This is a genomic window from uncultured Cytophaga sp. (genome assembly GCF_937863595.1).
In the GTDB taxonomy this organism is placed as follows: Bacteria; Bacteroidota; Bacteroidia; order Cytophagales; family Cytophagaceae; genus Cytophaga.
This window is the reverse complement of the sequence record NZ_CALMGQ010000083.1, coordinates 1-9,875: the sequence shown is the minus strand read 5'-3', so window position 1 is coordinate 9,875 and position 9,875 is coordinate 1. Positions and strand designations below refer to the sequence as shown.

The 9,875-nt window shown below is 33.3% G+C and carries 7 protein-coding genes; 1 reads left to right on the top strand and 6 read right to left on the bottom strand.

The features are described from left to right. The coding region (locus tag Q0543_RS07485) for an NAD(P)/FAD-dependent oxidoreductase (protein WP_299250908.1) at positions 1 to 218 on the top strand (218 nt) is incomplete at its 5' end. Here the strand turns inward: Q0543_RS07485 and Q0543_RS07480 are convergent. The 6 genes from Q0543_RS07480 to Q0543_RS07455 form a co-directional block, all read right to left on the bottom strand. Next, on the bottom strand, positions 215 to 1,156 hold the full coding sequence (locus Q0543_RS07480) for a hypothetical protein (protein WP_299250906.1): 942 nt from the start codon (positions 1,154 to 1,156) through the stop codon (positions 215 to 217). The two genes, Q0543_RS07485 and Q0543_RS07480, sit on opposite strands and share 4 nt — an antisense overlap. Positions 1,157 to 1,273: 117 nt before the next feature. Then, positions 1,274 to 3,043, bottom strand: a complete 1,770-nt coding sequence (locus Q0543_RS07475) for a glycoside hydrolase family 9 protein (protein ID WP_299250905.1) — start codon at positions 3,041 to 3,043, stop codon at positions 1,274 to 1,276. Positions 3,044 to 3,133: 90 nt separating this feature from the next. Next, complete coding sequence (locus Q0543_RS07470) at positions 3,134 to 4,258, bottom strand: hypothetical protein (protein WP_299250903.1); 1,125 nt, start codon at positions 4,256 to 4,258, stop codon at positions 3,134 to 3,136. A 17-nt stretch (positions 4,259 to 4,275) separates the two neighbouring features. Further along, entirely contained in the window at positions 4,276 to 5,424 is a 1,149-nt protein-coding gene (locus Q0543_RS07465) for a hypothetical protein (RefSeq protein WP_299250901.1), read from the bottom strand. 20 nt (positions 5,425 to 5,444) lie between these two features. Then, positions 5,445 to 7,274 carry a hypothetical protein gene (locus tag Q0543_RS07460; RefSeq protein WP_299250899.1) on the bottom strand — a complete coding sequence of 610 codons (1,830 nt, stop codon included), beginning with the start codon at positions 7,272 to 7,274 and terminating at the stop codon, positions 5,445 to 5,447. Positions 7,275 to 7,293: 19 nt separating this feature from the next. Further along, positions 7,294 to 9,525: a hypothetical protein gene (locus tag Q0543_RS07455; RefSeq protein WP_299250897.1), complete on the bottom strand. Its 2,232-nt coding sequence runs from the start codon at positions 9,523 to 9,525 to the stop codon at positions 7,294 to 7,296. Positions 9,526 to 9,875 lie beyond the last annotated feature (350 nt).

Sequence of the window (9,875 nt, the reverse complement as noted above, 5' to 3'; positions counted from 1 at the left end):
TAGCGGCACAAGGGAAAACTACATTTAAGGAAGAATTTGTTACCTGTGGAGGAATCGATTTGTCTAATATTAATGCTGATACATTTGAATCCAATATTCATAAAGGACTTTTCTTTGCTGGGGAAGCATTAAATATTGATGGAATTACTGGCGGCTTTAATTTTCAAGCAGCTTGGACAACAGGATATATAGCTGGTATAAATTGCGCTAAGAATTAAATTTTCTTAGGCGCAATTTCTGTTCTTTTTTTATACGCTATATACATGTTATCAATCATTAAATCTAATAATCGATCATAGCCAATATAATTTTCATATGTTAGTTCCTTGGCTTCATTGTACTGACTTACAATTGCATCTATTTCTAGTTCTATGGATGTATATAATTGAAAATTATTATAACCAATTTTATTTTTTTTGACATTTTCATTTGATTTATCAACTCCCATAGGATTGAAGCCATACAAATTCATTCGTATGGAATTGATTAATCCTAATCTCCCATCAAACCCAACATTATTTTCAATTAATAAAACTGCATCTACATTCAATAGTGTTGCGATTTCTTCAAACGAATTAATAAAATTCACATCTAATTTATTATTTGAAATTTTAATGAATTTATAATTACCAGCAGAACACAATTCATAAGAAATAGAATCACTACTTTTTCTTCTGAAATTTTTAGAATAAGTAACGTTTAAAGATTTATAAACTTCTTTTTGTGCATCTGTAAAATCATTTGGTGTAATTAATTTTGTACCTAATGAATCAAAACGTTTCACAATGGATTCAATAGAATAACTGTTTAAAGAAGATGCAAGTTTATTTCCTCTAACAGAATCAATCCAACTCGTTTCTTTCCAAAAATCTTCAACAGATTTATTAGTAACAATGAGTTGGTCATTCCAAATATAAAATGAAATTAAAGCAATCGTTTTAGGAAATTCTTTTTTTGCGTTTAAGTTTGGATAATTACCTCTCCCATCTATAAATGGATAGTATTGATTTATATCTGGATTATCGTGTATTTTCTTGTTAATATATGAATCCGGATATAAACTTAAGTCTTCTAAAAAATCTTGTGCATTTACAACTGTCGTTACAAAAATAAACGCAAGAATAAGGACTGGGGATATATATCTAAGTGCATTCATACAACTTCAATTTAATTATATATCCTTATACGAAACTTAGAATTGAGTTGTTGTTTACATGTAATAAAAAGGGGGCTTAAAAGCCCCTTTTTTATTACATGTATGTATGAGTATGATTTATCTTTTTCCTTTATTTGCTTCAATTGAAAGCGATAAGAAAGAAAATGGAGAATTCCAGTTGATTGCAACCTCATTTGTTGCATAACTACATTGCTCATCAATATAAGATTTAGCAGCGATTTTAGTTGTGTATTTACCAGTACAAGTACCAGCATCTTCTTGACCTGGATTTGGTCCACCTGCTAACATCCCAGGAACTGGTGCTACAACACCATCAGCTTCACTTGGTCTATGATGGGGATTCATTACTTGTTTTGTGCCATAACCAGATAAATAACAGTATCCTGTACCATTTCTACCTAGAAGATAATCAAGATTTGAAATAGCAGCAGTTAAATACGCCTTTTCATTGGTTAATTTATATGCATTCATCAATAACATACCTTGATTGGCGGCAGTTGAGTTACTTCCCCAGTTAAAGTTCCCGTTACTCAAGCCCATTGCTACACCAAATTCAGATTTGCTAGCTTGGTATTTTTGAAGTTTAGTAGCTAAATCTAAAATTTTTGTTTTCACTAATTCTAATGTAGGCTTGAATTCTTCTGGCAAATTATCTCTATTTTGAATTAAACTATATAATCCTAAGGTGTTTACTTTCGCCCAGTTTGGTAAATCAAAATCTGTACGCAATGTAAATTCAAGATTTGCATCTTCAGAATATCTAGATTTGTTTGTTGCAATAAACAATTCAATTGCAGCCCATTGGAATTCGTCACTTAATGTACCATCGTCATAAGCTCCTGTATTAATGTCTGGGTTAAATTTAGTATTCATTACACCTTGGTTGAAAACAACTCCTTTGTTGATTTTTGCCCATTCGTAAGCAGCGACACTTTGCTTTAAACATTTATCAGCAAACGCTTTGTCTGTTTTTTTGTATACACGATAGGCAACAGCCATAACAGCTGCGAAATCTAAAGATGCTGCAGTTGTTTTCATGACAACATATCTATTGTTGGTAGCATCAGCAGGCATTACAGAACCATCAAAGTTTGTATTTGTCAACTTGTGATACACACCACCATCTTCGTCTTGCATGGTAACCATCCAATCCAAATTCCATCTAACTTCATCCAAAAGATCTGGAATATTGTTTGTATTTTCTGGAATATTTAATTTTAACGTATCAAAGAATTTTGGGTATTGCTCATATAAAGCCATCAATGTATACGTACTAATACCAGAGTTTACAATATATTTATTGTAATCACCTGCATCATACCAACCTTTAGAAGAGTTGATTTTAGTTCCTTCCGGACGTGTAGCTGTAGCTGCTGAAGCATGTACAATTACTTCATTATCTGGATGGCCTGCAGCTCGTGCCCACTTACCTGCATATTGTGCAGGTAAAGCTGTTGATGCACGTTGAAAATACAAGAAACCCAATGATGCTTTTCCTATATTCAAATTCACTTGATTTGAAATTTCAAACGGATACGAATCACCAACATTTGCTACACTAATATAATATGTACCAACATCTTTAAATTTAGAAAAGTCTGCTTCGTTCGAATATTCTTCAGAATATTCCCATATTCCTTTTGGTTTTAATGGACCTGTATATACTACTTGTTTTGTTTTAGCATCTACAAGATTAAATTCTTTTGCAATTGAATCTGTTACAATAGCAATTTTTTCTGTAGATGGATAGAAACCAATTTGGTTTACACGAATTTTATCCGTTGGCTTCTGAGCGAACAATGCCGTTGCACATCCGAAAGCAATTGCTAAGAAACCCGCTGTTTTAATATTGGATATTGAAACCATATTTTCTGGTTTAAATGAATGAATAAATAAAATAAATAGATTTAAAAACAAATACGATGCCTAATTTTTTAAAGCATCGTATTTGTTTTATTATTGATTTGTCAGTTGTTTATACTGCTCGTCTGTAATTACTTCAATTTCATCAATTAGGAGTTTGCCTGTATAAGGCTCTCCACCTGGATTAACAAAGAATATGATATCTTTAAATGCTGTTGGATCTACTGTTTGATCGTCAGGATACGATTGCGCATACTTACCATCATAATTATAATAATAGTTTTTGAACTCAGAAGAAACTTCTATTTTCTTAACTAAAGGATCTTTATTGGTAGTATGACCATTTTTATCTTTAAAATCCATACGTAAATCTGGTGAAGCCCCTTCTGCTCTTGCTTTCACACGAACAATATGTGCTTTTGTAAAATCCATTGGATTGATAGCGCTACCAAATGTTTCATATCCAGGACCTACCCCAGTACATTCAAGTGACATTACATCGCCTTTTTTCTCAAGATTTAACTTTTCGTTTGCTACCCACCAAGAATACAATTCATCTTGAAAGTCAGCAATCATACCACCATTCGTAGCTTCTACTTTAGGCATTTCATCAATCGATACAAATTTGATATAATCGATGTATAAGGTACCTGTCCAATCAGCCATACCACCATTGATGAAAATCAAGAAGTCATGAATTAATTTTTCATTTACTTTTTGATTGTCAGGCCAAGACTGTCTCCACTTACCTGTATAATCGAAATAGTAATCCTTGTATTCTGAACCTAAGTGAATGCGCTGTTTCGGAGAATCAGCATTTGCATCCATTTGATCCACATCTTTCATGTGGATAATTATAGTCGGCGGCTTTTCACCTTCAGCTCTACAACGAATTTTGATAACTGAACAAGCAGACATATCCAATAGTGCTGTTTCAGTTCCAAAACAATCCCATTTAGAGCCAATTGCATTACCAACAACTTTTAAGGTGTCTCCTGTTTTGGATAACTTTGTTTGGTCGTTACTAACCCACCAGCTATAAATTTCACCATTGAATTCGTCAAGCGTTCCTTTTTGATATTGACATGCTGGGGTTCCTAAATCAGGGTCTTCCATTACGGCAATTTGGCTATTATCATCTAAAACTTGTGATTCAAAAGAAGCACATTGCTTAGCAGTAACAGATAATAATATGAGTATTGAAGCTAAGAATTTCATTTCTTAAATCGTTTAAATTATTTGTTAGGATCAAGTGGTGCTCCATATGTAAAACACGCGTAATCTATGTCTACCGAAACAAGATTGAACGGAGGACTGGAAACTAAACCAAACTGAACTCTTGCAACTTTTTGTGGTTCCAATTTTCTATTTCCAAAACCACCGTTTCCAAAATCTTCTGAAGGTAATAAATCACTGTATTTAGAAGAAAATAATTGCCAGCCTTTATGCGTGATTGGAATTTTAAATACCCACGAATCTTCTGAAGAAGGGCAGAAATTATCTGGGTTAGTTCCTACAGGCTTTTTAGCATAATAATCACAATTACCCACATTACTTGGATTCATATTGTCATCTTCCTGACATTCAAAATTTAGCGTTGCATAAGGTTGATTTCCTTTTGGCAACAAATCATTTCCTCGAACAAAAACATTTAAATAAATTTTTGAAGGGTCAGTCCATGATTTAGGGAAGAAATTAGTTGAATCAGCAGGATTAAAAGCAGCAGTAGTATTTTTTCTGCATTGAATACCACCAACAAAGAACCCATTCTGTTCTGTAGATACGCCTTCCAATCTCAAATATTGAACACCTTGAGGAGCACGAATTTGATCATCCTGTATTTTATAAGCAGGGTCATATAACCCACCTACAGGAAATATTGAAAATTGTGTAGGATAAGTGCCTGCAATTTCAAAATCAGATGCTGGGGTTACCAACATAAAGGTAGGTGAAGCAGTTATAGCATCTTTCACCGCATCTATAGAAAAAGATATCGATGAAGTAATACCAGGCTTGCCACTAATTATTAAATTAGCTGTCACCATTTCACCAACTTCAAAATAATAAAGACCGTCATGATTACCATTCCAACCTGAATTTAAAGAATTGATTGAAGATGATGTAGAGAAAATCGTTTTTGTAGCCGTAGAGGTTTGTCCTATTAATTCTATTTTCCAAGACACCGTTTCATTAAATGTCGCGAAAAAAGGATATGTACCTATCTCAAAGTTTGCATTTCCAGTTGTATAAAACGTGTCACACACAAATCCCTTAGTAGCGGCTATATTTGTAGGCGCTTTATTGGGGCTTTCTGCATAATCTCTTTTGCATGAAGCAAAAGAGATTATGAGTAATGCCAAGGTTGTTATTTTAACTATATTCATATTCTTAATGTTTATTAAAATTAGAATATCATTGTATAATTGAAGAAGATTTGATTGATTTTATAGTCTTTGTTACCCGCATCAGCAAATTTTACATTTTGACTTACACCGTTAACAGTGAAGTACGTGTTTTTGCTGAATCTATATCTAGCACCAAAAGAATATAAGAATTGATTCTGATTTAAATTGAAATTTGTAAATCCAATTGTTTGATCAATTTGGTTGTATACATTTCTAGCATAGATATACTCATTGCCTTTTGCATTAATTGTTTTAATACCACCTAAGAAATCTAAGTTCTTAACAACTTCAACAGTTAAACCCAAATCAATTAATGTAGAGGTTAAATCAACTGGTGCAGAACCGTCTCTTTTCGTTTGTTCGTAACGAGCACCTACTGTAAAGATGATATCCTTTTCAAAGCGTAATAATTTGTGTGCATTAAACATAACACCACCTTTAACACCTAAGAAATTACGTAATGCTTGATTTACAGTATCACCTACAGAAGTAACTTCAGACAATAAATCGGCAACTACATCTGCTTTAATAACTTTTTCTGTACTACCAACTGACGCTCCAAAAGTTAAACCTTTGCGGTTTGCAGTAGCTTGTCCATAAGGAGTTAAATTATTGTAAGCAGGATTAAACATCATCAACGTGTTTTGCAAATTTAAATTACGAAGGTTCTGATCTGAAACATAATCCAACATACTTGCTCCACCCATACCCATACTACCTCTTTGTGTAGCATTATTATTTACTTGATTGAATAAATCTAGGGTATTTCCACCGTGAGCACCGCCATAACCATAATCATTCATTCTTCTTGTCTGAGCACCAGAACTAAAGAAGTCTGTACCTACATATCTATAATTTGCAAACACTTTTAATAATAAGGGTTTGTATTTAGCAGAAACTCCTAAATCATAGAAATCATCACTTGTTTTAATTGTATCTACTTCTTTTTGAGCGAATTTATTATTAGAAGTACCAGCTTCACCGTAGAATGAAAAGTCCATTTTATCAGTAAATTTTGTAAATTTCCAATCAGCAGTAATCACTTGGTTCTTATTTGTTAAACCTGGAGAACTTACAGTACCAGCTGCATCGAATAGATATACGTAGTTACCACCAATCTGGATGCTTCGGCTTTGAACAATCCCTACTCTTCCACCTAACATGAAACGATCAGGAGTAATTGCTGGTCTGTATCTTCTATTTCTAGTTGCAAATAACTGAAGTCCAATTTTTTCGATACCGCTTTTAAAACGCAAGCTTGTTTCCATGTTAGCACCTTGCAAACGCCATTTATTACCAAAGTTGAAGTTTTCATATTCAACTACACTTCTACGTTGTGCAAAAATGTCCGATTCGTAATCATTGTATATTTCATTGGAATTAAATAAGGTATACTTACTTAATTCTAAATCGATATCACCGATTTCGTATTTAACTTTCTTACCAATAATACCATCTAAACGCAATTGACGGAAAATAAATTGCGATCCATCACCATAGAAACCACCAAAACTGTTCGATAAACGCAACGTTGCGCTTGCTCTCAATGTTTCGTTTGGTTGTGCATTTACGCCTAAATCGAAAATGGTATAACCGTCTGTAGATTTTCTAGCCGAGGTTGTATCTTTACCTTGTGTAATAACAGGATTTAATGGATCCGTATTATCTGTATATTTTTGCAATACATTACCGTTTAAGTAACTACTCGTTACTAACGCACGACCTAATCCGTTCCAATATACTACTTGAGCGTTTGAAACCATCATCGTACCTGCAGACACTGCTGCTAGTACTAGAACTTTTTTAGCAAATGTTCTCATTGTTGACATCTATACTAAATTTATATTTTTAGAAAAATATTTTTAATTCAACTGTTGTTTCCATCCCTTTATAATTATTAAGGGTGAAATGGGTGTCTTTCTGACCAAACCATCTGTTTCTTATGTACAGACCAGCTCTACTAGAGAAATCATAATCAACCCCTAAACCATAACCCCAACCAAATTGGTTAATAGTTGCTCCTTTATCAGCTGTAGTGCTTAAAGTAGGATTGTTATGAAGATCTTTAATTACATCTCCTGGCGCATAACTAATACCATCAGCAGTAGTTCCATAAGTAGTATAAGCCTTTTCAACACGATTGTTACCAAGCACTTTTTCAAAACTACCAAAACTTACGAGTGTAACTTTAGGATGTATGCTATAAAATGCCATTAACTCTTCGTAGAATGTTCTTAAGAATGCCTTATCTGTAAACACAGGTAGTGGATTGAAACCTTGATCTGTAACAGAATTATAGGTATTGAAGTTATTTAAAATTAAATCACGACCCAATACCTTCAACTTATAAGCTAAGTTTAAATTCAAAGTCTGATACATTTTCAAATAATTTACTACTGTATCTGTAATGCCATATGATTCATAAACTCTTCTGTAAATACTTGTATTGCGTTGGTATGGACCAGCATACTTTTGAAAATACGTAAATCTAGATTGTGTAAATGAATTTGTTTGGTGCCAGTAAGAAATGCTATTCCCTCTATTAGAAAAAATATCAGAAACATTTTCCCATTCTTTATTGAATGCCCAAGCAGCACGTACTTTTAATTTTCCATACGAATCTTCATGCTTCAAACTACCTCCCCATCTGTTGTTAGCCATTTGACCAACATCCGTAATAGCTCCAGGAAACACAGTTATATCATTGTTCGTATTAATATTGGTAGGTGTAGGTACAGTGTGATTATTCGAAGTATTTAACGATTCACTGTTTACGTTTGCTACAGATTTTCTAACAGAATATATTTGAGCAGAAAGTGGAATACCAAACCAAGATTTTAAGGCATCCATTTGAAAGTTAAAACAGTGTGATTTCAATGGATTATTCCAGTTGTAATTCAATCCTGTAACTGAATCTTTCGTTTGTTTTTTATCAAAAAGTAATTCATAATCTCTGTCCGTAAATAAACCATCTTGAAAACGGCCCATACCTACTTCAGTGAAAATTTTAAATTTTGAAGCATTAAAACGACCATCAACCGTAATAATTTGTTGTCTTACTTTAGACCCTAAATAATGAGGATCTGTTGCATCATAAGCTGGATCTAATCTAAAACCAACCGCATCATACGTACCAAACTGATCAAAGAAATTCAATCCAATTTTATGTACACCAAATGATTTGTCAATTCTACCAGCGATCATGTTTTTAGGCGTTTTCGTTAAGTAAGTTTGAAAACCACCTGAGTTATCTGATTTACCAGCAATAAAGGTAAAACCAAAACCTTTTGGTAAATTTTTACCAACTAACATAAAACCTTGGGTACCAGTATTACCCCAACGTTGATCACGCGCAATATTTTGCTCGTTATAATATCTATTGTACGAGCCGAAAGAATTACCTTCTGGTTGCCATGGATAACGCTCAAACATATCATCACGATATTGGTAATTCGCCAATGTAAAAGGACTTAATTTTGCCCAGTTCACACCACCACCAGCAATTAAAGTAAAATCCCCTACTTTCGTATTGGCATATCCTTTAAACTGCATGATACGATATACCATAGCACGTCTGTTTGATGATTGACCAATTCCGGGTGCTTGAGTCGCGACACTATCTTCGCGAATAATACCCATCATTTGATTATCAAACATGTATTCAACTTGAAACCATGTTTTTGCAGTCGGACTACCTTCGACACGTAACAAAAACAAAGGCTCTTGATAACCTGTATAAACCTTATTTACAATATCAAGACCATTTACCGTTAATAATTCATTTGCTTGAGGGGCAATAGAATTATGCTGAGGCATTACTCGATACTGATTATAAGATCTAATATAACCGGAATACTTTAAACCAGTCCATCTCTTATACTGCTTTGTGCCAGATTCTTCGGTTTGTGCTGCAGTGCTACTCTTTAACATAGGCGAAAATGAAAACCATTTTTTGCTTGATAAAGGAGCTGCAACCGGCGTATAATTAGTTACTCGTGCACTATCATACTCTGTATGTGTGCCTGCAGAAACTTTGCCGTAACCTAAAATAAGGAGCAATGTAAGAACTCTTACTCGCATGCTTTTAGACATATTGTTTAACTTCTTTTTAAATTGATACCAATCTTAACGTTTCTTTTATGTAGTATTTCAAACTTTAAAATCCCACAAGGATACAAATTAATTTTTAAAATGTACAAGATTGCTACAGATTTTTATAAACAAATAATTAATTATATGATAATCAATTTATTAATTATCATATATCCCATTTAAATAATTCGTTTTATCAATCTATTACCACCATATTAATGAATAAAAAAACCAACATATACAGGTTATGTATAAATTATTATATGTTTAGTTACATAATACCATCAAAAATTCAACAATCAGATTTACTTATCGGCTCCTGATTTAGCTGTAGTACA

Coding starts and splice junctions, on each gene's coding strand:
- Q0543_RS07480 (WP_299250906.1), bottom strand. CDS start 1,156: ATGAATGCACTTAGATATATATCCCCAGTCCTTATTCTTGCGTTTATT.
- Q0543_RS07475 (WP_299250905.1), bottom strand. CDS start 3,043: ATGGTTTCAATATCCAATATTAAAACAGCGGGTTTCTTAGCAATTGCT.
- Q0543_RS07470 (WP_299250903.1), bottom strand. CDS start 4,258: ATGAAATTCTTAGCTTCAATACTCATATTATTATCTGTTACTGCTAAG.
- Q0543_RS07465 (WP_299250901.1), bottom strand. CDS start 5,424: ATGAATATAGTTAAAATAACAACCTTGGCATTACTCATAATCTCTTTT.
- Q0543_RS07460 (WP_299250899.1), bottom strand. CDS start 7,274: ATGTCAACAATGAGAACATTTGCTAAAAAAGTTCTAGTACTAGCAGCA.
- Q0543_RS07455 (WP_299250897.1), bottom strand. CDS start 9,525: ATGCGAGTAAGAGTTCTTACATTGCTCCTTATTTTAGGTTACGGCAAA.